Genomic DNA, 20,132 nt, shown 5'->3' on the forward strand with positions numbered 1-20,132 from the left:
CGTTCGGGCGGAAACCCGGGCCGTGGTCAGGAGCTCCGCGCCGACAGGGTCAGCACGCGGCGGGCGCCCTCGACGACCGCCGCGTCGACGAAACGGCCGTCCGGGAGGGCCAGGGCGCCCTCCTCCGTCTGGGAGGCCTTCACGACCTCCTCGGCCGCGGCGACCTCGTCGGGTGTGGGGAGGTAGGCCTGCTCGATGACCGGGAGCTGGCGGGGGTGGATCGCCGCCCGGCCGAGGAAGCCCATGGCACGGCCGCGCGCGCAGCCGGCCGCCAGCGAGTCCAGGTCGCGGATGTCGGGGTGGACCGACTGGATCGGCGGAGGGAGGGCCGCCGCGCGGGCGGCGACCACGAGACGGCCGCGCGACCAGTCGAGGCCGCAGTCGTCGCGTACCCCCAGATCGGCGCGGAGGTCCGCCTCGCCGAGGGCGATGCCGTGGACGGAGGGATGGGCGGTGGCGATCGTGTACGCCCGCTCGACGGCGAGCGCGTTCTCCAGGAGCGCGTAGAGCGGCAGGCCGGAGGTGACCTCGGCGATCCGGTGGATGTCAGTGGCGTGTGTCACCTTGGGGACACGGAGACCACGGAGGCCGGGGAGGGGGGCCAGGGACGGGATGTCACGGGGGGAGTGGATGCGGACATGGATCGGTACGGGGTGGGGATCGGCGAGCAGATCGGCCGTGGCGGCCAGCGCGTACGCCTTGCGGTCCGGGGCCACCGCGTCCTCCAGATCGACGATCACCACGTCCGCGCCGGAGACCAGGGCCTTCTGGACGACGGCGGGGCGGTCCCCGGGGGCGTACAGCCACGTGAGGGGGAAGTGCGTTCCACTCATACGGCTCCTTCACCGCGTAGGGCGCCGATCTCGGCCGGGGTGAGACCGAGCTCGGCGAGGACCTCGGTCGTGTCCGCGCCGTGCGGGCGTCCGGCCCAGCGGATCCCGCCCGGGGTCTCGGAGAGCCGGAAGAGGACGTTCTGCATACGGATCGGCCCCAGCTCGGGGTCGGGGACCTCCGTGACGGTGTCCAGGGCGCGGAACTGCGGATCCTCCATCACGTCCCGGACGTCGTAGACGGGCGCGATCGCCGCCTCCGCCTTCTCGAAGGCGGCCATCGCCTCTTCGCGGGTGTGGCGGGCGATCCAGGTGCCGACCGCCTCGTCGAGCTCGTCCGCGTGGGCGGCCCGGCCGGCTCCGTCGGCGAACCAGGGCTCGTCGATCAGCTCGGGGCGGCCGACCAGCCGGAGCACGCGCTCGGCGATCGACTGGGCGGAGGTGGAGACGGCGACCCAGGAGTCGTCGGACGTGCGGTACGTGTTGCGGGGGGCGTTGTTGCGGGAGCGGTTTCCGGTGCGGGGCTGGACATAGCCGAGCTGGTCGTACCAGAGGGGGTGGGGGCCGATGACGGCGAGCATCGGTTCGATGATGGCCATGTCGACGACCTGGCCGCGGCCGGTGGCCGTCCTGGCGGTGAGCGCGGTCATCACCGCGTACGCGGTGGCCAGGGCGGCGATCGAGTCGGCGAGGCCGAAGGGGGGCAGGGTGGGCGGACCGTCGGGTTCGCCGGTGATGGCGGCGAAGCCGCTCATCGCCTCGGCCAGGGTGCCGAAGCCGGGACGGTGGGAGTACGGGCCGGACTGGCCGAAGCCGGTGACCCGGGCGAGGACGAGCCCGGGGTTGGCGGTGGACAGCTTCTCCCAGCCCAGACCCCAGCGCTCCAGGGTGCCGGGGCGGAAGTTCTCCACGATCACGTCCGCGTCGGCGGCCAGCCGCAGCAGGGTGTCCCGGCCGCCGGGGGAGGAGAGATCGAGGGTGATGGTCCGCTTGTTGCGGCCGAGGACCTTCCACCAGAGACCGACCCCGTCCTTGGCGGGTCCGTGACCGCGGGACGGATCGGGCTTGCGGGGGTGCTCGACCTTGATCACGTCGGCCCCGAAGTCGCCGAGCATCATCGCCGCGAGCGGGCCGGCGAAGAGGGTGGCGAGATCCAGGACGCGCAGCCCGTCGAGAGGAGGCGCGGTGTCGGGGGTACGGGCGGTCATACGGCGTCGACCTCCTGGCCGTCGGGGGAGTCGTGGGCCGCGTCGATCTCGGGGCGGTACGGCATCGAGGACGAGGCGCCTTCGTGCTGGACGGAGAGCGCCGCCGCGGTCGAGGCCCAGGCCATGGCCTCGCGGACGGGCCGCCCCTCGCCGAGGGCGACGGCGAGCGCGCCCACGAAGGTGTCGCCCGCGGCGGTGGTGTCCACGGCGCGGACGCGGGGCGCGGGGACCGTGAACGGCTCGGTGTCGCGGGACGCGTAGAGGGAGCCGGCCTTGCCGAGGGTGATGACCACCTCGGGGACCTGGGCGAGCAGGGCGACGGCGGCGGAGCGCGGGTCGGCGACCCCGGTGAGCGCGGCGGCCTCGTGCTCGTTGGGGACCAGGAGGTCGGTGGCGGCGAGGAGTTCGGGAGGCAGGGGCTGCGCCGGGGCGGGGGTGAGGACGGTGCGGACGCCGAGGCGACGGGCGGTGACGGCGCATTCGACGACCACGGGGAGGGGGAGTTCGAGCTGGAGGAGCAGGGTTCCGGCGTTGGCGATCAGGGCCTCGTCGCCGTGGTCGAGGGAGGCGACGGTGCCGTTGGCGCCGGGGACGACCACGATCGCGTTGCCGCCCTCGTCGTCGACGACGATGTGCGCGGTGCCGGAGGGGCCCTCGACGGTGCGCAGGAGGTCGGTGTCGACCCCGGATGCTTCGAGCGCCGCCCGGAGCCGTACACCGAAGTCGTCGGTGCCGACCGCGCCGATCATCGACACGTCGGCGCCGGCCCTGGCCGCGGCGACCGCCTGGTTGGCGCCCTTGCCGCCGGGGATCGTGCGGAACTCCCGTCCGGTGACGGTCTCGCCGAGCGCGGGGGCCCGGGGGACGAAGGCGACGAGGTCCATGTTGGTGCTGCCGAGCACCACGATGCTGGTCATGGGCGTACTGCCTCCAGATACGTCAGTTCGGCCAGGGTGTCGAAGCCGGTCCCGTCGAAGGACGGGATCGAGGTGGAGAGCCGGTTCTTGAGCGGGGCGGTCCAGCGCTCGGGCAGCCGGTCGGGGTGGCCGGCGAGGAGACCGGCGACGGAACCGGCGGTGGCGCCGTTGGAGTCGGTGTCCCAGCCGCCGGAGACCGCCGCGCCGATGGTGCGCGAGAAGTCGCCGTCGCCGTGGGTGAGGGCGGCGGCGAGGAGGGCGGAGTTCGGGACGGCATGGACCCAGTGATACCCGCCGAGGGCGGCGTGGAGCCGGTCCACGACGGTGTCGAAGTCGGGGGTCGCGCGGGCCGTCTCGATGCCGAGGCGGACGGCGCGCGCCAGCCGCGAGCGAGGCGGGATCACGGCGAGACCCGCGGTCAGGGCCTGGTGGACGTCGGCGGTGCCGTCCGCGGCGGCGGCGATCGTCGCGGCGACGAACCGGGCGCCGTGGACGCCGTTCCCTGTGTGGGTGAGCGCCGCGTCCCGGTACGCCTGCTCGGCGGCGGCCCCGGGGTCGCCGGGGTTCGTCCAGCCGTGGACGTCGGCGCGGATCTGGGCGCCGATCCACTCGCGGAAGGGGTTGCGGTGGACGGCGGTCAGCGGGGGTTCGATGCCGTCGAGGAGGTTGCGGTAGGCGACGCGCTCGGCGGTGAAGGTACGGCCGGCGGGGAGTTCGTCGAGCCAGAGGCGGGCGACGTCGGCGGTGGAGAAGCCGCGGCCGTACCGCCGGAGGAGCAGCAGGTTGAGGAGGGGGTAGTTGAGGTCGTCGTCCTCGGGCATGCCGTCGATGTTCTCGGCGAGCGAGGTGGCCGCGGAGCGGCGGTTCCACGGGTGGGCGGCGAGCAGTTCCGCGGGAACGCCGGTCGCGGTGAACCAGGTGGTGAGGGGCCAGTTTCCGGCTGCGCGGGCGAGGGCGCGGATGGCGGGGAGGGGGAGCTTCTCGACGGGCTTGCCGAGGAGACAGCCGACGGCGCGGCCGAGCCAGGCGGCGTGCAGCCGGTCGACCTGGCGGCGGTCACCCGCTGCCCCGAGCCTTCCCGGGTCCCCGGCCGGTCCGTCGGCTCCGGACCCGGCTCCCCGGGCTCGCGGGGCCTCGCGCACGGGGATCGCCCCGTTGTCGAGGGTGCGCGGAGGCGGGCTACCGGGGGTGGGGCGGAGCCGGTCGTCGCGCGGGGTGCCGGGGGTGGGTCGGAGGCGGTCGTCGCGCGGGGCGGCGGGGGCGGAGGGCCCTGGCTCGTCGGGGGCGGGTGAAGGCAGGGCGGCGAGTTCGCAGAGAAGGGTCTCGGCCAGCGCACGGAGGTCCGGGCGCGGGGTCGGGGAGGCGCCGGCCGTCAGGGGGGCGGGGTGGCCGCCCGCCCGATGCCAGCGGGCGGCGATGGCCGTCGCGTCGCGGCCGTCCTCCGCGGCCTGGCGGAGTTCGTGGCCGACGAGGTCCTCCGGCTGGACCCAGGTGACGCGCAGGGTCATCGGACGGCCGCGTTCGTGAGGGTCGCGTACGCGGACTCGTGGGCCCGGCGGCGGGCCGTGTCGCGGGCGAAGACCTCGTGGGCGACGGCCGTCAGCGCCCGCGCCGGGGCGTGCAGGTCCAGTCGGCTCGCCTCGGCGACCTGCTTCGCCCAGGCGGCCGGTACCGCGGCCTCGCCGGCCAGGGCGCCGGCGATCGCGCCCGCCATCGTGGCGATCGAGTCGCAGTCCCGCCCGTAGTTGACCGCGCCCAGGACCGTACGACGGTAGTCTCCGCCGCCGACGAGCAGCATCCCCAGAGCGATCGGGAGCTCCTCGATCGCGTGCAGGCGTGACGGGCGGCGCGCCCCGAGCGACGGTGCGCGGTAGTCGGGGCCGACCGTGTCGAACGGCGCCACCGCCTGGCGCAGGGGCACGAGGGCGGACTCGAAGTCCGGTTGCCGCGCGGCGACTTCGGCGACCGACTCGATCGCCGCGCGGGTGCCGTCCTTCGCCAGGGCGCCGGCGGCGGTCACGACCGACTCGGGGGTCGCGCCCGGTGCGCACGCCGCCGCCACCGCCGCCGCGAACACCCCCGCCGCCTCGCGGCCGTACGAGGACTGGTGCGGCGCCGAGATGTCCAGCGCCTCCGCGTACGCCGCCTCCGGGTGCGCCGCGTTGATCAGACCCACGGGCGCCATGTACATCGCCGCACCGCAGTTGACGATGTTGCCGCTGCCGGCCTCGCGTGGATCGACATGGCCGTAGTGGAGCCGGGTCACCAGCCACTTCTCCGCCAGGAAGATCCGCTGGAGGGGGAGCGCCTCCGCCTCGAGTTCGGGGATCCAGACCGGGTTGCCGATGAGTTCGGGGACGAGGTGGTCCGCCACCGCGTACGCGTCGAGGTGGTCACGCACCTTCGCGTACACCCTGATCAGGGCGTGGGTCATCAAGGTGTCGTCGGTGACGTGCCCGTCGCCCTTGTGGTACGGCGCGATGGGGCGGGCCGTGCGCCAGGCGTCCCCGTTCCAGGGGCCGACGACGCCGGTGACCCGGCCGCCGTGGCGCTCGACGATCTGCTCGGGGGTGTAGCCCTCCACGGGGCCGCCGAGGGCGTCGCCGACGGCGGCCCCGAGGAGACTTCCGGTGATCCGGTCATCCAGTGTGGGAGTCATGTCGGAATTGTCCACCCGGGGTGGCCAGTTCCGTGTCTCCGAGCAGCCCGGCGAGTTCGACGAGATCCGTGCCCGCGAGGCGGGGGAGCGCGCAGCCCGCGAGCCTGCGGCAGGCCTCCCGCCAGGTGACGGGGAGGGCGTCGGCGCCGCCGAGCGCACCGGTGAGCGCGCCCGCGAGTGCGGGGGCGGAGTCCGCGACACGCGAGAGGCAGGCGGCGGCGGGTACGGCCCCGGCCGCCTCGCCGCGCGCCGCGAGCGCGAGGGCCAGCGCGACCGGGACGGTCTCGGCGGCGGCGATGCCGTAGCTGTAGACGTGGTCGACGATCTGGTGCTCCAGGAGGGGGACCAGCTCGAAGGCGCTCGTGACGTTCTGCGCCATCTTCACGGCCTGCTGGGCGTTGCGGCCGATCTCGGTGGTCGGCGGGAGTTGGGCGAGCGCCGCCGCCACGGCCTCGTCGACGGTGTCGCCGCCGAGGGCGGCGGCTACGGCGGCGGCCATCGCGCGGGCGCCGTGGACGCCGTCGCCGTCCTGGGTGTACCGGGCGTCGAACTCGGCGAGTTCGGCGGCCGCGACCGGGTCTCCCGGGTGGACGATCGCGAGCACGGCGGCGCGGACGCAGGCGGCGTCGTCGAAGTAGTGCGGATTGTCATGGCCGGTGGCGGGGGGACGCAGCCCGGTGGCGAGGTTGCCGAGCCCGGCGCGCACGGAGATCCGGGCCCGCAGCGGCAGGACGGCGGACTCCACCTCGGGGGCGCGGTCGGCGGCGGCCGCGACCTGGCTCGCGAGGGAGTTCCAGGCGAGATCGACGGCGGCGCGCAGACGGCGCTCCGGCGGAAGGGTGGCGAAGAGCGGGCCGGACGCGGCGAGGACGGCCTCGGCGGTGAAGACCGCCCATTCGGCGTCGTCCGAGGGGCCGAGACGGAGGGGCTCGGGGGGCTGGTTGAGGGCGATGGGGACGGGGAGGGTGGTGGTGGCGTTCTGTTCGGCGAAGGTGTCGAGTTCGCGGGTGAGGCGGCGGGTCCACTCGGGCATGCGGGCGGCGCGGTGGCGGGCGGCGGGCCAGCCGGCGGCGTCACCCGCGGCGAGGCCGAGGAGGAGGCCGGCGATCCTGGCGGGGCCGGGGCGTCCGTCCTGGGGGCCTGCCCCGGGCCCGCCCTCGGGGCTTCCGTGGGCGCCGGCCCTGTCCTGGGGGCCGCGCTCGTGGCCCGTGCCCACCCTCACCCGGACTTCGTCCAGGGGGACCCCCACCGCCCCGGCGGAACGAACGTCCACAGTCGGCGGGGCGGGGTGGGCGCCGAGCGAGAGGGTCGAGCCGGAGCCGTAGGTGCGGTGGGTGGGGTCCGTGGTCGTCATGCCGCCTCCTCCTCGTCCGCCGTCAGCAGGTCCGCGATGTCCAGCACGTGGTAGCCCCGCATCGACGGGAGGCAGCTGCCCGTCACCGGGGCGATCGCCGTCGCCCATTCCTCGGGGATCGCCGAGACGCCCGACGCGGCGCCCGCGAGCGCGCCCGCCACGGCCGCCGTCGTGTCGGCGTCGCGGCCCATGTTCACCGCCATGAGCACCGCCGTACGGAAGTCGCCGCGGGCCGCCGCGAAGGCGCCGAACGCCAGGCCCACCGCCTCCGGGGCCAGGTCCGTCCACGGGTAGCCGCCGATGACCACCGCCGAGCGGACCGCCCGTTCGCGGACCAGCGGATCGGGGTCCACCCGTTGGGCCGCCACCACCGCGCGGCGCATCGAGCGGGCCGTCCAGGAGTCCATCGGGACCACCGAGAGCGCCGCCGCGATGACCGAGGTCACCGACGCGCCGCCCATCGCCGCCGCGACACCCGCCGCGACCGCCTGGCCGCCGTAGATGCCCTCGCCGTCGTGGCTCACCGTGCCGTCGATGGCGACCAGCCGGGCCGCCTCCGCCGGCCGGCCCGCGGCGAAGACCCCGAACGGCGCCGCCCGCATCGCCAGACCGTCCGACCACGCGTGCCGGTGCTGGGCCGAGATGGGCGCGGCGAGGCCCCGCCGGAGGTTCTCCAGGGTGCCGCGCTCGCTGAAGCCCGCCCCGCGGAACGGGCCCTCGTCCAGGTCCGCGATCCAGTGGTGCCAGGCCCGTTCCACGTGCCGGACGGTCAGCGCCGAGCCGTGCCGGGCGAGCAGCAGCCCCGAGAAGATCGCGTACTCGGTGTCGTCCGTGCCGGACGGACGGTCCGTCACGAAGCCCTCGATCCGGCCCCAGCGGCGGCGGATCTCCGACGGGCGCATGTTCTCGGCCGGCGCGCCGAGCGCGTCACCGACCGCGAGGCCGAGCAGGGCGCCCCGCGCGCGCTCGCGCGTGTCGCATCCCGTCGTTGCCGTCTCGCTCACCATCTCGCACCCCTTTCACGGTTCCTGAATCTGTGCCACATCGGGAGGCGATGACGTCGCAGAAACGTCTCTGTCACCCGGCTGACACCCCGCCAGAAGAGCAAGGTCAGCCTTACTAAGTACGGCCTGCCTTGCTGGCGCGCCCCTTACATCGGGCGTATTTTCGAGGGTGTTGGGGGCGGCGGGTGCAGCCCGGCCCGCCGGAGAAGACAGGGGAGAAGCATGTCCATCATCGAAGTCCAGGCACCACTGCACGAGGCCCACCGCGACAACCACACGCACCGCGATGTGAACGGCGGCTGGCTCCGCCCGGCGGTGTTCGGAGCCATGGACGGACTGGTCTCCAACCTCGCGCTGATGACCGGTGTCGCGGGCGGCGCGGTCTCGCAGCAGACCATCGTCATCACCGGCCTCGCCGGACTCGCGGCAGGCGCCTTCTCCATGGCGGCCGGCGAGTACACCTCCGTCGCCTCGCAGCGCGAACTGGTCCAGGCGGAACTGGACGTCGAGCGGCGCCAGTTGCGCAAGCACCCGGTCGACGAGATGGAGGAGCTCGCCGCGCTGTACGTGTCCCGCGGTGTCGAGCCCGCGCTCGCCCGCGAGGTCGCGATGCAGCTCTCCCGCGACCCGGAGCAGGCGCTGGAGATCCACGCCCGCGAGGAGCTGGGCATCGACCCCGACGACCTTCCGTCGCCGATGACCGCCGCCGTCTCGTCCTTCGCCTCGTTCGCGCTCGGTGCCCTGCTTCCCGTACTGCCCTATCTGCTCGGCGCGAGCGCGCTCTGGCCGGCCGTGCTGCTGGCGCTCCTCGGGCTCTTCGGCTGCGGCGCGCTGGTCGCCCGGGTGACGGCGCGCAGCTGGTGGTTCAGCGGACTGCGTCAGCTCGTGCTCGGTGGCGCGGCCGCGGCCCTCACGTACGGACTCGGCATGCTCTTCGGGGCGGCGCTCTGACCTCGCAGCCCCGCTCCTGCGTACCCCCTTGGAAGGCCCTCGCCCTGCGGTGAGGGCCTTCCGCGTGCATGCTTGCTGTGACGTATATCCCCTGGGCGGATCGGCCGCCCGGTGAGACACTATGCACAGCGCGACATATGTAGCCGTTACTCGGCGGTTTCGAATCCATGACCACCGGGCATGAGGCGTAAGCGCCGCGGGCAATGAGGCTCGCTCCGCGTCGGGTCTGCCGACCCCCTTGAGACGGGTCTGCCGACCCCCTCGAGAACCACCCCTGGACCCCACGCTTCACGCGTGAACCATCATCACCGCTCCGTGTCAGCGGTGTCCGCATGTTGGAATGAGCTATCCACTTCGCGAGAAGCCAGCCATCATGTAACCTGCACGAAATTTCGCGGAGGGCCAACGTCGTCCCTCGGCAGCTGCATATGCCACGACGACGACGGGAGAGCCGATGCGTTCCGACGCCTGGTCGCCCATGGACGGTCGCCCCGCTCCGCAGGGGATGTACGACCCCCGTAACGAACACGACGCCTGTGGTGTCGGGTTCGTGGCCACCCTGACCGGTGTTGCCAGCCACGCCCTGGTCGAGCAGGCGCTGACCGTACTGCGCAACCTCGAGCACCGCGGCGCCACCGGCTCCGAGCCCGACTCCGGAGACGGCGCCGGCATCCTGCTCCAGGTTCCCGACGCCTTCCTGCGCGAGGTCACCGACTTCGACCTCCCCGCCGTCGGCGCCTACGCCGTCGGCATCGCCTTCCTCCCTGCCGACGGCTCCGCACAGGCCGTCTCGCAGATCGAGACGATCGCGTCCGAGGAGGGTCTGAACGTCCTCGGCTGGCGCGAGGTCCCCGTCGCCCCCGAGCTGCTCGGCGCCTCCGCCCGCTCCACCATGCCGGTCTTCCGTCAGCTCTTCGTCGCCGACGGGACCAGCGAGGGCATCGCGCTGGACCGCAAGGCGTTCGTGCTGCGCAAGCGCGCCGAGCGTGAGGCCGGGACGTACTTCCCGTCGCTCTCCGCCCGCACCGTCGTCTACAAGGGCATGCTGACCACCGGACAGCTGGAGCCCTTCTTCCCGGACCTGTCGGACCGCCGCTGCGCCACCGCCGTGGCCCTGGTCCACTCCCGGTTCTCCACCAACACCTTCCCGAGCTGGCCGCTGGCCCACCCGTACCGCTTCGTCGCCCACAACGGTGAGATCAACACCGTCAAGGGCAACCGGAACTGGATGACCGCCCGCGAGGCCCAGCTCGACTCCACCGTCTTCGGCGAGGGCTCGCTGGACCGGATCTTCCCGATCTGCACCCCGGACGCCTCCGACTCCGCCTCCTTCGACGAGGTCCTCGAGCTGCTCCACCTCGGCGGCCGCTCCCTGCCCCACGCGGTCCTGATGATGGTCCCGGAGGCGTGGGAGAACCACGAGTCCATGGACCCGGCCCGGCGCGCCTTCTACCAGTACCACTCCACGATGATGGAGCCCTGGGACGGCCCGGCCTGCGTCACCTTCACCGACGGCGTCCAGGTCGGCGCGGTCCTGGACCGCAACGGTCTGCGCCCCGGCCGCTACTGGGTCACCGACGAGGGCCTCGTCGTCCTCTCCTCCGAGGTCGGCGTCCTCGACATCGACCCCGCCAAGGTCGTCCGCAAGGGCCGCCTCCAGCCCGGCAAGATGTTCCTCGTCGACACCGCCGAGCACCGGATCGTCGAGGACGACGAGATCAAGGCCGGCCTCGCCGCCGAGAAGCCGTACGCCGAGTGGCTGGAGACCGGGGAGATCGAGCTCTCCGACCTGCCCGAGCGCGAGCACATCGTGCACACCCACGCCTCGGTCACCCGCCGCCAGCAGACCTTCGGCTACACCGAGGAGGAGCTGCGCGTCATCCTCGCCCCGATGGCCCGCACCGGTGGCGAGCCGCTCGGCTCCATGGGCACGGACTCGCCGATCGCGGCCCTGTCCGAGCGCCCCCGGCTGCTCTTCGACTACTTCACCCAGCTCTTCGCGCAGGTCACCAACCCGCCGCTGGACGCCATCCGCGAGGAGCTCGTCACCTCGCTGCACTCCTCGCTGGGCCCGCAGGGCAACCTGCTCGACCCGACCGCCGCGTCGTGCCGCAGCGTCACGCTGCCCTTCCCGGTGATCGACAACGACGAGCTGGCCAAGCTCATCCACATCAACGCCGACGGCGACATGCCCGGCATGAAGGCCGCGACCCTCTCCGGCCTGTACCGGGTCTCCGGCGGGGGCGACGCGCTCGCCGCCCGCATCGAGGAGATCTGCGCCGAGACAGACGCGGCGATCGAGGGCGGCGCCCACCTGCTCGTCCTCTCGGACCGGCACTCCGACGCCGAGCACGCGCCGATCCCGTCGCTGCTGCTCACCGCGGCCGTCCACCACCACCTGATCCGCACCAAGCAGCGCACCAGGGTGGGCCTGCTGGTCGAGGCCGGCGACGTCCGCGAGGTCCACCACGTGGCCCTCCTCATCGGCTACGGCGCCGCCGCCGTCAACCCGTACCTGGCGATGGAGTCGGTCGAGGACCTGGTCCGCGCCGGCACCTTCATCGAGGGCCTCGAGCCCGAGCAGGCCATCCGGAACCTGATCTACGCCCTCGGCAAGGGCGTCCTCAAGGTCATGTCCAAGATGGGCATCTCGACCGTCGCCTCCTACCGCGGCGCCCAGGTCTTCGAGGCCGTCGGCCTCGACACCGCCTTCGTCGAGAAGTACTTCAACGGCACGGCCACCAAGATCGGCGGCGCCGGTCTCGACGTCGTCGCCAAGGAGGTCGCCGCCCGCCACGCCAAGGCGTACCCCGCCTCCGGCGTCCCCTCCGCGCACCGCGCGCTGGAGATCGGCGGCGAGTACCAGTGGCGTCGCGAGGGCGAGCCGCACCTGTTCGACCCGGAGACCGTCTTCCGCCTGCAGCACGCCACGCGCAACAAGCGGTACGACATCTTCAAGAAGTACACGGACCGGGTGAACGAGCAGTCCGAGCGTCTGATGACGCTCCGCGGTCTCTTCGGCTTCGCCGAGGGCCGGGAAGCGATCTCCATCGACGAGGTCGAGCCGGTCTCCGAGATCGTCAAGCGGTTCTCGACGGGCGCCATGTCGTACGGCTCCATCTCCCGCGAGGCGCACGAGACCCTCGCCATCGCCATGAACCAGCTGGGCGGCAAGTCCAACACCGGTGAGGGCGGCGAGGACCCGGAGCGCCTGTACGACCCGGCGCGCCGCTCCTCCATCAAGCAGGTCGCCTCCGGCCGCTTCGGCGTGACGAGCGAGTACCTGGTCAACGCGGACGACATCCAGATCAAGATGGCCCAGGGCGCCAAGCCCGGCGAGGGCGGCCAGCTGCCCGGCCACAAGGTCTACCCGTGGGTCGCCAAGACCCGGCACTCCACCCCGGGCGTCGGTCTGATCTCCCCGCCGCCGCACCACGACATCTACTCCATCGAGGACCTGGCTCAGCTGATCCACGACCTCAAGAACGCCAACCCGGCCGCGCGTATCCACGTGAAGCTGGTGTCGGAGGTCGGTGTCGGCACGGTCGCCGCCGGTGTCTCCAAGGCGCACGCGGACGTCGTCCTGATCTCCGGCCACGACGGCGGCACGGGCGCCTCCCCGCTCACCTCGCTGAAGCACGCGGGCGGCCCCTGGGAGCTCGGCCTCGCCGAGACCCAGCAGACGCTGCTGCTCAACGGCCTGCGCGACCGGATCGTGGTGCAGACCGACGGCCAGCTCAAGACCGGCCGTGACGTCGTCATCGCCGCACTGCTCGGTGCCGAGGAGTTCGGTTTCGCGACCGCGCCGCTCGTCGTCTCCGGCTGCGTCATGATGCGCGTCTGCCACCTGGACACCTGCCCGGTCGGCATCGCCACGCAGAACCCGGTCCTGCGCGACCGCTTCTCCGGCAAGGCCGAGTTCGTCGTGAACTTCTTCGAGTTCATCGCCGAGGAGGTCCGCGAGATCCTCGCCGAGCTGGGCTTCCGTACGCTCGAAGAGGCCGTCGGCCACGCCGAGCTGCTCGACACCAGCCGCGCCGTGACGCACTGGAAGGCGCAGGGCCTGGACCTGGCCCCGCTCTTCCACGTGCCCGAGCTGCCGGAGGGCGCGGTCCGCCACGCCCTGATCGAGCAGGACCACGGTCTGGAGAAGGCCCTCGACAACGAGCTGATCGAGCTCGCCGCCGAGGCGCTGGGCGCGGCGACGGCCGAGGAGGCCCAGCCGGTCCGGGCCCAGGTCGCGATCCGCAACATCAACCGGACGGTCGGCACCATGCTCGGCCACGAGGTGACGAAGAAGTTCGGCGGCGCGGGTCTCCCGGCCGACACCATCGACATCACCTTCACCGGCTCCGCCGGCCAGTCGTTCGGCGCGTTCCTGCCGGCCGGTGTCACGCTCCGCCTGGAGGGCGACGCCAACGACTACGTCGGCAAGGGCCTCTCCGGCGGCCGTGTCGTCGTCCGCCCGGACCGCGGCGCCGACCACCTGGCCGAGTACTCGACCATCGCGGGCAACACCATCGCGTACGGCGCGACCGGCGGCGAGCTGTTCCTGCGCGGCCGCACCGGCGAGCGCTTCTGCGTCCGCAACTCGGGCGCGCTGGTCGTCTCGGAGGGCGTGGGCGACCACGGCTGCGAGTACATGACCGGCGGCAGCGCGGTCGTCCTCGGCGAGACGGGCCGCAACTTCGCGGCCGGCATGTCGGGCGGCGTCGCGTACGTCGTCGACCTCGACCGGGACAACGTCAACTCCGGGAACCTGTCCGCCGTGGAGGCGCTGACCGACTCCGACAAGCAGTGGCTGCACGACGTCGTGCGCCGCCACCACGAGGAGACCGGCTCGACGGTCGCGGAGAAGCTCCTGGCCGACTGGACCGCGAACGCGGACCGGTTCAGCAAGATCATCCCGTCCACGTACAAGGCAGTGCTCGCCGCCAAGGACGCCGCTGAGCTCGCCGGTCTCTCCGAGGCCGAGACCACCGAGAAGATGATGGAGGCGGCGACCCATGGCTGACCCCAAGGGCTTCCTGACCACCGGGCGCGAGGTCGCCAAGACCCGTCCGGTGGGCGAGCGAGTCAAGGACTTCAACGAGGTCTACGTCCCCGGCTCCCTGCTGCCGATCATCAGCAAGCAGGCCGGCCGCTGCATGGACTGCGGCATCCCGTTCTGCCACAACGGCTGCCCGCTCGGGAACCTGATCCCCGAGTGGAACGACTACGCCTACCGCGAGGACTGGGCGCAGGCGAGCGAGCGCCTCCACGCCACGAACAACTTCCCGGAGTTCACCGGGCGGCTCTGCCCGGCTCCGTGCGAGGCTGCGTGCGTGCTCGGCATCAACCAGCCGGCCGTCACCATCAAGAACGTCGAAGTCTCGATCATCGACAAGGCGTGGGACGCGAACGACGTCAAGCCGCAGGCGCCCGAGCGCCTGTCCGGCAAGACCGTCGCCGTCGTCGGCTCGGGCCCGGCCGGACTGGCCGCGGCCCAGCAGCTCACGCGGGCCGGTCACACGGTCGCCGTGTTCGAGCGCGCGGACCGGATCGGTGGACTGCTGCGGTACGGCATCCCCGAGTTCAAGATGGAGAAGCGGCACATCAACCGCCGTATCGAGCAGATGCGCGCGGAGGGCACCAAGTTCCGTACGGGTGTCGAGATCGGCCGCGACATCACGGCGACGGACCTGCGCAAGCGGTACGACGCCGTGGTCATCGCGGCGGGCGCCACGACCGCGCGCGACCTGCCGGTTCCGGGCCGCGAGCTGTCCGGCATCCACCAGGCGATGGAGTACCTGCCGCTCTCCAACAAGGTCGTCGAGGGTGACTTCGTGACCCCGCCGATCACGGCCGAGGGCAAGCACGTGGTCGTCATCGGCGGCGGCGACACGGGCGCGGACTGCGTCGGCACCGCCCACCGCCAGGGCGCGGCCTCGGTCACGCAGCTGGAGATCATGCCGCGACCGGGCGACGAGCGGGCGGCCGGCCAGCCGTGGCCGACGTTCCCGATGCTGTACAAGGTCACCTCGGCGCACGAGGAGGGCGGCGAGCGGGTCTACTCCGTCTCCACCACCCACTTCGAGGGCGACGAGGACGGCAACGTCCAGTTCCTGCACCTGGTCGAGGTCGAGTTCGTCGAGGGCAAGCTGACGCAGAAGCCCGGCACGGAGCGGAAGATCCCGGCGCAGCTGGTGACGCTCGCGATGGGCTTCACGGGCACGGACGTCGAGAACGGCCTGGTCGGGCAGTTTGGTCTAGACCTCGATGAGCGGGGTAACATCGCCCGTGACGCGGACTTCGCCACCAACGTCGGTGGTGTGTTCGTGGCCGGTGACGCCGGCCGCGGCCAGTCGCTGATCGTCTGGGCGATCGCCGAGGGCCGTTCGGCCGCCCGCGGAGTCGACCGCTTCCTGACGGGTGCGAGCGACCTCCCGGCCCCGATCCGCCCGACGGACCGAGCCCTGACGGTCTGACCGTCCCGTCCCCAAGACGTCCCGTACAACGACGTACGGAACTGAGCGCGGCGCCCCCCGAATGTCCCCGACCGGACGACTGGGAGGGCGCCGCGGCGCGTCCTGCGGCCGCCGGGACGACAGTCGGCCTACTGGCTGCTCATCCGGTGGGGGTGCGAGGCGTCCGCGGGACAGACGAAGGCCCGGTACTCGTCGCGTGCCGCGCCGATGCCCGTCGGGCCGTACAGGGAAGGGGGCGTCGAGCCGTCCCAGGTGGCCGCGACCTCCTCGTACGACAGCCAACTACGCCCGCCACCACCGGAGTCCATGGTCAGCAGCAGCCGCATCTCCGTCCCGCACGCCCCGCAGAACACCCGGTCCAGGTCCGTCCGGTGCCACGAGTCCCAGCCGCCGATCTTCCAGCCCGGTGCGATGGACAGGTCGTACTGGTACCGGGGCGCCGCGTCCCCGGCGCGCTCCACGAAGGCGTCCTCCCAGGAGTCGATCCGCTCCACCAGCTCCTGGGGGAGGTAGTCCGCGAAGGGGTACTCGACGACCTGCTCGGGAGCGAGGACGCACGGTTTCGGGAGGTACTGCTCCCGCTCCACGACCGGCGGTTCCGGCTGGTCCGGCAGTACCGCCCGCACGTCCGCCGACCGCCGCCAGCGCAGGTGCGTCGAGGGCCCGAAGTCGCCCGGGGAGGCGTCGTCGTGGCGGGTGAACGGGCACCACAGCACCTGGAGCAGATCCGCCCCGGGCGGGGCGAACGGTGCCAGGTCCGGAACGTCCCGGACGTAGAACTGGGCGAGCCCCAGCAGGGGCAGCGGGGAGCCGTCGTGCCGGTCCGGCTGATGCGCGGCGTCCACCATCTCGTCCAGCTCCACCTGTTCGGCGGCGGTGTGCCGAATGCCGTCCGGGCCCGCCGCCCGGGGCCGGGCCCAGGCCGCCCGCACGATCCGCTCGTACCGCCGTGCCCGCTCCGGGCGTACGCCACGAGCCCGCCCGTGCGCCGTCCCGCACACCGGCCACGCCTCGTCCGCCGGCCACAGCAGCGGACCGCCCACCGAACTGTCCGCCGCCGTCGGCGAGCCCTCGCGCGGGTGGAGCAGGGTCGCGGTGCGGGCGTACGCGGTCAGTTCGGGGAACGGGATCGTGATGTCCAGCGGACGGTACGGCGTGGTCGGTCTCACGCGCACAGGCTAGCGAGCCAGCCCGCGGCGCCCGCCAGGGCCGCGTCCGCTTCGGGGAGCACGCCGCGCGCCCCCAGGAAGCCGTGGAACATGCCGGTGTGCAGCCGCGCTTCGGCGCGGACCCCCGCCGAGGAGAGTCGGCGGGCGTAGGCCAGGCCCTCGTCCCGGAGCGGGTCGCAGTCCGCGAGGACCACGAGCGTCGGAGGGAGGCCGGTGAGGTCGGCCGCGAGGCCGGGGGAGGCGGCGACCGGATCGCCGGCCGGGCCTACGTACTGCTCCCAGTACCAGCGCATATGGGCCGTGGTGTGGAAGAACCCCTCGGCGTACGCCTCCGCCGAGAGGGAGTCGAGCCGGTGGTCGAGGGCCGGGTAGAAGAGCAGCTGGCCCGCGACCGGTGGGCCGCCGCCGTCCCTGGCACGCAGGGCCGCGCCCGCGGCGAGGTTGGCGCCGCTGGAGTCGCCCGCCAGGATCAGAGGGCCTCCGTGACGGGCGGCGGCCCACTCCAGGACCGCGTACACGTCGTCCTCGGCGGCCGGGAAGCGGTGCTCGGGCGCGCGCCGGTAGTCCACGGAGACCACGGAGACCCCCGCCCGGACGGAAAGTTCACCGCAGAGTCCGTCGTGGGTGTCGAGGTCGCACAGAACCCACCCGCCGCCGTGCGCGAAGACGACGACGGGGCGGGAGGCGAGCGCGGAGCCCGGCCCGGCGTCGTACAGACGTACGCGGACGCCGTTCGCCGTCGTCTCGTGCCGTGGCGGGACCTCCCGTACGCTCGCCCGGGACGCCGCCCGTAGTGCCAGGGGTGAGCCCGGGGGCGGGAAGTCCGCCGACATCGCCTCGCAGAGCGCCCGGGCCGCCGGTGTCAGGGGATCGGTCATCCGGCCGTCAGCTCCCGCGCGCGGAAGTGCGGGATGACCCGCTCGCCCCACTGCCGGATGGTCTCCATGCAGACCTCCTGCGGGACCGTGCCCATCTGGATCAGGCACATCACCTCGTCGACGCCGATCTCGCGCAGCCGCTCGACGTAGGCGATCGCGGTGTCGGCGTCCCCGTAGGCGTGGTCGGTGTTGTACGGGCCGGTGTCCGCCGGGCGGGCCGGGACGTCCGCCTCGTGGAGCCGGGCGACCAGCTCCTCGCGTCGTCGTTCGAGCGCGGCCGTGTGGTCCTCGTCCTCGGCGTAGCCGGTGGGTGCCGGGGCGTCGCCGTACCAGTGGGCGATCGACTCGGCGAAGAAGCGCTGGCCGCGCGTGCCGAGGCGCAGCGCGCGCTCCGCGTCGTCCAGGACGATCGTGGGGCAGAGCGCCGAGAAGTGGTCGTTGACCTCGGTGGAGACGAGCCGCGAGCCGTCGCGTACGGCGATGGCGTCGTCGTACACCTTCCGCATCGCACGGACGTCGTCCGCGCCCGCGAACCCCAGCACCAGTGCGCCGATGCCGAGTTCGGCGGCCCGCTTGAGGGTGTCGTGCTTCGAGCAGGCCATGAAGAGGGGCGGGTGCGGGTCCTGCACGGGACGGGGAAGGACCGCGCCCGGGCCGATGTCGATCGAGCCGTGCCACTCGAACCGCTCCTCGCGCCAGGCCCGGGAGAAGATCCGCAGGGCCTCCTCCATCTGCGGATACGTGTCCTCCTGGCGCACTCCGTACATGCGCATCTCCTGGCGGGTCGCTCCCCGGCCGGCGCCGATGTCCACCCTGCCGCCGCTGAGGACGTCGAGCATGGCGGCGCGCTCGGCCACCCGTACCGGGTGCTGGTAGCCGAACGGCATGGTGACGACGCCGTGGCCGATCCGGATGCGCTCGGTGCGGGCGGCGACCCAGGACAGGAAGATCTCGGAGGCGCTCATGTGGGCGTACTGGGTGAGGGAGTGGTGCTCGACGGCCCAGACGCGGTCGAAGCCCATCCTCTCCGCGTGGACGGCCTGTTCGACGCAGTCGTGGATGACCTGGCGTTCACGTTCGGGGGTCGGGTCGACGAGCTGGGCTTCGAAGATCATGGAGAACTTCACGGTGAACTCCTCTATGCCGAATAGAAATACTTCTAGCAGGCATAGGTGTGGTGCGGAAGGGAGTCGTAGACTTCGGTCCGTGGCGGACAAGACGACGGCGGGGCGGGGCGCGGAGCCGGAGAACCCCGGTTTCCCGGCGACCGGTTGGGCGGTGCTCGGGCTGCTCTCCTTCGGCCGGGAGCTGTCCGGCTACGACCTCAAGAAGTGGGCCGACCAGTCGCTGCGCTTCTTCTACTGGAGCCCGTCGTTCAGTCAGATCTACAGCGAGCTGAAGCGCCTGGAGCAGGCCGGATTCGCCACCTCGCGGACGGTCGCCCAGGAGACGGGGAGCCGTGACAAGCGGGTCTACCGGATCACGGACGAGGGGATGACCGCCGTCCGCACCTGGGCCCGCACCGCGGCCGTCGACCCGCCGGTGCTCAAGCACGGCCCCATGCTCAGGCTCTGGCTCGGGCATCTCCTCGAACCCGAGCAGATGGGTGAAGTCCTCCGCCACCACCGGGAGTTCGCCGAGGGGATGCGCCGGCGCGCCGAGGCCGACGTGGAGGGCGCGAAGGCCGAAGAGGCCTGGGAGTACCCGATGCTCACCCTCACCTGGGCCGAGCGGTACTACGCCGCCGAGCGCGATCTGGCGGACGCCATGCTCGCGGACATCGAAGACCTGCGGAAGAGGAGGCTGTGATGACGACAGGGATCGAGCAGTGGTGGGCCGAGGGCGAGCGGATCACGCTCACCGTCTCCGGAGTCCCGCGCGAGGTGTTCGTCCGCCGGGCCGGCAGCGGACCCGTGATGACGCTCCTCCACGGGTTCCCCAGCTCGTCGCACGACTGGGCACGGGCGGCCCCCGCTCTCGCCGCCCACCACACCCTCCTCATGCCGGACCTCCTCGGCTTCGGCGCCAGCGAGAAGCCGGCCGACCACACGTACTCGATCCACGAACAGGCCGACCTGGTGGCCGCGTTGTGGCAGCACGAAGCGGTGCGCTCGACGCATCTGGTGGCCCACGACTACGGCACCACCGTGGCCCAGGAACTCGTCGCCCGCCGCGCCGAGGGAGCGTCGAAGAGCGAGATCACGAGTCTGACGCTGCTGAACGGCGGCATCTATCCCGAGCTCCACCGGCCGGAACCGGCCCAGTCCGCGCTGCTCGACCCCGAGCTCGGCCCCCAGCTCAGCGCCGCGCTGAGCGCCGAACTCCTCGCCGCCGCCCTCGCCCCGACGTTCGCCGAGGGGTACGACGCGAGCGCCGACGTGGCCGCGATGTGGCAGGGCCTCGGCCGGGACGACGGCCACCGGAACGCCCATCTCCTGATCCGGTACATCGACGACCGGACCGCCCACCGCGACCGCTGGGTCGAGGCCATGGAGAGCGGCGACCTGCCCAAGGCGTTCGTCTGGGGCCTGCTCGACCCCATTTCGGGGGCCCACATCGCCGAGCGGATCGCCGAGCGCATGCCGGACGCGACCCTCCACGCTCTGGCCGACGTCGGCCACTGGCCCCCGCTGGAGGCCCCGGACCGCGTCGCCTCCCTGATCCTCGCCGCGGTGGGTGACCGGTGACGCCGGCC

General features: G+C 72.9%; 15 protein-coding genes. 5 read left to right on the forward strand and 10 right to left on the reverse strand.

Annotation, left to right across the window (positions count from 1 at the left end; genetic code table 11):
• Nucleotides 1-26: 26 nt before the first annotated feature.
• Genes ACZ3IJ_RS16575 through ACZ3IJ_RS16605 form a run of 7 tightly spaced genes read right to left on the reverse strand, consistent with a single transcriptional unit; the run spans nucleotide 27 to nucleotide 7,975 of the window.
• Nucleotides 27-833, reverse strand: coding sequence for an HpcH/HpaI aldolase/citrate lyase family protein (locus ACZ3IJ_RS16575; RefSeq protein WP_467468733.1), 807 nt, complete (start codon nucleotides 831-833; stop codon nucleotides 27-29).
• On the reverse strand, nucleotides 830-2,038 hold the full coding sequence (locus ACZ3IJ_RS16580; RefSeq protein ID WP_467468735.1) for a CaiB/BaiF CoA transferase family protein: 1,209 nt from the start codon (nucleotides 2,036-2,038) through the stop codon (nucleotides 830-832). The genes ACZ3IJ_RS16575 and ACZ3IJ_RS16580 overlap by 4 nt, the downstream gene beginning before the upstream one ends.
• The gene (gene rbsK / locus ACZ3IJ_RS16585; protein ID WP_467468738.1) at nucleotides 2,035-2,955 is read right to left on the reverse strand and encodes a ribokinase; all 921 of its coding nucleotides are present in this window, start codon (nucleotides 2,953-2,955) and stop codon (nucleotides 2,035-2,037) included. Before rbsK ends, ACZ3IJ_RS16580 begins: the two co-directional genes overlap by 4 nt.
• Nucleotides 2,952-4,463, reverse strand: coding sequence for an ADP-ribosylglycohydrolase family protein (locus tag ACZ3IJ_RS16590; RefSeq protein ID WP_467468740.1), 1,512 nt, complete (start codon nucleotides 4,461-4,463; stop codon nucleotides 2,952-2,954). The genes rbsK and ACZ3IJ_RS16590 overlap by 4 nt, the downstream gene beginning before the upstream one ends.
• The gene (locus tag ACZ3IJ_RS16595) at nucleotides 4,460-5,614 is read right to left on the reverse strand and encodes an ADP-ribosylglycohydrolase family protein (RefSeq protein ID WP_467468742.1); all 1,155 of its coding nucleotides are present in this window, start codon (nucleotides 5,612-5,614) and stop codon (nucleotides 4,460-4,462) included. Before ACZ3IJ_RS16595 ends, ACZ3IJ_RS16590 begins: the two co-directional genes overlap by 4 nt.
• Complete coding sequence (locus tag ACZ3IJ_RS16600) at nucleotides 5,595-6,968, reverse strand: ADP-ribosylglycohydrolase family protein (protein WP_467468744.1); 1,374 nt, start codon at nucleotides 6,966-6,968, stop codon at nucleotides 5,595-5,597. The genes ACZ3IJ_RS16595 and ACZ3IJ_RS16600 overlap by 20 nt, the downstream gene beginning before the upstream one ends.
• Nucleotides 6,965-7,975 carry an ADP-ribosylglycohydrolase family protein gene (locus ACZ3IJ_RS16605; RefSeq protein ID WP_467468746.1) on the reverse strand — a complete coding sequence of 337 codons (1,011 nt, stop codon included), beginning with the start codon at nucleotides 7,973-7,975 and terminating at the stop codon, nucleotides 6,965-6,967. Before ACZ3IJ_RS16605 ends, ACZ3IJ_RS16600 begins: the two co-directional genes overlap by 4 nt.
• Nucleotides 7,976-8,194: 219 nt before the next feature.
• On the opposite strand from ACZ3IJ_RS16605, the gene ACZ3IJ_RS16610 reads away from it, so the two are divergent.
• From ACZ3IJ_RS16610 to ACZ3IJ_RS16620, 3 genes are all read left to right on the forward strand, one after another.
• On the forward strand, nucleotides 8,195-8,923 hold the full coding sequence (locus ACZ3IJ_RS16610) for a VIT1/CCC1 transporter family protein (protein WP_352186392.1): 729 nt from the start codon (nucleotides 8,195-8,197) through the stop codon (nucleotides 8,921-8,923).
• A 454-nt stretch (nucleotides 8,924-9,377) separates the two neighbouring features.
• Nucleotides 9,378-13,937: a glutamate synthase large subunit gene (gene gltB / locus ACZ3IJ_RS16615; protein ID WP_467468749.1), complete on the forward strand. Its 4,560-nt coding sequence runs from the start codon at nucleotides 9,378-9,380 to the stop codon at nucleotides 13,935-13,937.
• The gene (locus ACZ3IJ_RS16620) at nucleotides 13,930-15,390 is read left to right on the forward strand and encodes a glutamate synthase subunit beta (RefSeq protein WP_467468751.1); all 1,461 of its coding nucleotides are present in this window, start codon (nucleotides 13,930-13,932) and stop codon (nucleotides 15,388-15,390) included. The genes gltB and ACZ3IJ_RS16620 overlap by 8 nt, the downstream gene beginning before the upstream one ends.
• Nucleotides 15,391-15,518: 128 nt before the next feature.
• Here the strand turns inward: ACZ3IJ_RS16620 and ACZ3IJ_RS16625 are convergent, their stop codons facing one another.
• The 3 genes from ACZ3IJ_RS16625 to ACZ3IJ_RS16635 are packed head-to-tail and all read right to left on the reverse strand — an operon-like array spanning nucleotide 15,519 to nucleotide 18,564.
• Nucleotides 15,519-16,559 (reverse strand): hypothetical protein, encoded by a 1,041-nt coding sequence (locus ACZ3IJ_RS16625; protein ID WP_467468753.1) that lies wholly within the window; start codon nucleotides 16,557-16,559, stop codon nucleotides 15,519-15,521.
• Nucleotides 16,556-17,437: an alpha/beta hydrolase gene (locus ACZ3IJ_RS16630; RefSeq protein ID WP_467468755.1), complete on the reverse strand. Its 882-nt coding sequence runs from the start codon at nucleotides 17,435-17,437 to the stop codon at nucleotides 16,556-16,558. The genes ACZ3IJ_RS16625 and ACZ3IJ_RS16630 overlap by 4 nt, the downstream gene beginning before the upstream one ends.
• Nucleotides 17,434-18,564 (reverse strand): LLM class flavin-dependent oxidoreductase, encoded by a 1,131-nt coding sequence (locus tag ACZ3IJ_RS16635; RefSeq protein WP_467468757.1) that lies wholly within the window; start codon nucleotides 18,562-18,564, stop codon nucleotides 17,434-17,436. The genes ACZ3IJ_RS16630 and ACZ3IJ_RS16635 overlap by 4 nt, the downstream gene beginning before the upstream one ends.
• Before the next feature lie 79 nt (nucleotides 18,565-18,643).
• Here ACZ3IJ_RS16635 and ACZ3IJ_RS16640 point away from each other — a divergent pair, with 79 nt between their 5' ends.
• Entirely contained in the window at nucleotides 18,644-19,246 is a 603-nt protein-coding gene (locus ACZ3IJ_RS16640) for a helix-turn-helix transcriptional regulator (RefSeq protein WP_467468759.1), read from the forward strand.
• On the forward strand, nucleotides 19,246-20,124 hold the full coding sequence (locus ACZ3IJ_RS16645; protein ID WP_467468761.1) for an alpha/beta fold hydrolase: 879 nt from the start codon (nucleotides 19,246-19,248) through the stop codon (nucleotides 20,122-20,124). The genes ACZ3IJ_RS16640 and ACZ3IJ_RS16645 overlap by 1 nt, the downstream gene beginning before the upstream one ends.
• Nucleotides 20,125-20,132 lie beyond the last annotated feature (8 nt).

The organism is Streptomyces sp. NPDC013317 (assembly GCF_055563155.1).

Coding starts and splice junctions, on each gene's coding strand:
- gltB (WP_467468749.1), top strand. CDS start 9,378: ATGCGTTCCGACGCCTGGTCGCCCATGGACGGTCGCCCCGCTCCGCAG.
- ACZ3IJ_RS16590 (WP_467468740.1), bottom strand. CDS start 4,463: ATGACCCTGCGCGTCACCTGGGTCCAGCCGGAGGACCTCGTCGGCCAC.
- ACZ3IJ_RS16620 (WP_467468751.1), top strand. CDS start 13,930: ATGGCTGACCCCAAGGGCTTCCTGACCACCGGGCGCGAGGTCGCCAAG.
- ACZ3IJ_RS16610 (WP_352186392.1), top strand. CDS start 8,195: ATGTCCATCATCGAAGTCCAGGCACCACTGCACGAGGCCCACCGCGAC.
- ACZ3IJ_RS16595 (WP_467468742.1), bottom strand. CDS start 5,614: ATGACTCCCACACTGGATGACCGGATCACCGGAAGTCTCCTCGGGGCC.
- ACZ3IJ_RS16600 (WP_467468744.1), bottom strand. CDS start 6,968: ATGACGACCACGGACCCCACCCACCGCACCTACGGCTCCGGCTCGACC.
- ACZ3IJ_RS16580 (WP_467468735.1), bottom strand. CDS start 2,038: ATGACCGCCCGTACCCCCGACACCGCGCCTCCTCTCGACGGGCTGCGC.
- ACZ3IJ_RS16605 (WP_467468746.1), bottom strand. CDS start 7,975: ATGGTGAGCGAGACGGCAACGACGGGATGCGACACGCGCGAGCGCGCG.
- ACZ3IJ_RS16575 (WP_467468733.1), bottom strand. CDS start 833: ATGAGTGGAACGCACTTCCCCCTCACGTGGCTGTACGCCCCCGGGGAC.
- ACZ3IJ_RS16645 (WP_467468761.1), top strand. CDS start 19,246: ATGACGACAGGGATCGAGCAGTGGTGGGCCGAGGGCGAGCGGATCACG.
- rbsK (WP_467468738.1), bottom strand. CDS start 2,955: ATGACCAGCATCGTGGTGCTCGGCAGCACCAACATGGACCTCGTCGCC.
- ACZ3IJ_RS16630 (WP_467468755.1), bottom strand. CDS start 17,437: ATGACCGATCCCCTGACACCGGCGGCCCGGGCGCTCTGCGAGGCGATG.